This is a genomic window from Massilia pseudoviolaceinigra (assembly GCF_030846505.1).
In the GTDB taxonomy this organism is placed as follows: Bacteria; Pseudomonadota; Gammaproteobacteria; order Burkholderiales; family Burkholderiaceae_D; genus Telluria_A; species Telluria_A violaceinigra.
Genome location: NZ_JAVCWL010000102.1, coordinates 1 through 1215 on the forward strand (window position 1 = coordinate 1; position 1215 = coordinate 1215).

Genomic DNA, 1215 nt, shown 5'->3' on the forward strand with positions numbered 1-1215 from the left:
CAGATGGATGCGTTCCGCCAGGTTGGGGAGGGCTACACGGAAACCATCGTCCGTTTGGCATCGAACTACGCCACGCTGGACAATGCGCTTTCGTCGCTCGGGGGGACCTTCGGCGCTACCGGCGTCAGCAGCTTGGCCGCACGCGAGGGCTTGATCGCAGCCGCCGGCGGTATCGATAAATTCGCCGAGCGCACCAGCAGCTTCGCCGACAACTTTTTGACCGACGCCGAACGCCTGGCACCAGTCCAAAAGTACGTGAACGACGAGCTCGTTCGCCTTGGGCAGTCCGGTATCAAAACGCGGGATGACTTCAAGGCCGCTGTGTTGGGGCTGTCCCAGAGCGGCGCCCTGGCTACGAAAGCTGGCGCGGACATGTACACCGGCTTGATGTCCCTGCAGGAAGCGTTTGCAGCTGTGGTGCCGGCGCTGGAGAAAACGAGGACAGCAGCCGAAAAGTTCACCGAGCGAAACGGCCTGATCGACCAGCGCGACGAGCTGAAAATGACCCCGGAAGAGTTGGCGACTAAGCGGAGGAATAAAGTCGACGAGTCAAATTGGGACGTTTATGACGAGGTCCAGGGTTTGGGCAAGGCTAAGACTTTGGCCGAGACAAACCAGCGGTATCTGGACCAGATCGAGGCGCTTGAAAATGCCACCCGGTCGTTGACGGAGCAGCGCGAGAAAGAGATCGCGGGCATGGACCCTTTGACGGTCGCGATCATCAGGCGGCGTAACGCCTTGCAGGATGAGGCAACCGCTGCTGCGCTGGCTGCTTCCAACAGGAAGATCGAGATCCAGATCATGGAGCTGAGCGGCGACAAGGTCGGTGCGGTTGCGGCGGCGCGGGCCGACGAGCTAGTTGGCTTGGACGCATTAACCGCCGCGCTCATCAAGAACCGGAACGCGTTGCAGGACCAAGCGGCCGCAGCGGACAACGCCGTCGCCGGCGCCAGCACGGCCCTGAGCAACGTCAAGTCCGCGGTGGAACGCGACAAGGCATTTCTTGAGCAGGAATATCAGCGCAAGGTCGATGACTTGAAGGCTCGCGCGGACGGCACCAAAGAACAGATCAGCGCAGTCAACGCGCGCGCCGATGCTGTTCGGGGCGTTTTCGACAAGCTCAACGATGCCCTGGCGTCGACGGTCATTGAGGTGAGCTTTTTCGACCGCGCGCAGCGTCGTTCGGCCCAAGAGTTGCTGGCGCGCGCGGCGATC

General features: G+C 61.6%; 1 protein-coding gene. It reads left to right on the forward strand.

Annotated elements, in window-relative coordinates; genetic code table 11:
* Window positions 1-1215: hypothetical protein (locus tag RBA40_RS33240; RefSeq protein WP_306653170.1), on the forward strand; the 1215-nt coding region annotated here is incomplete at both ends.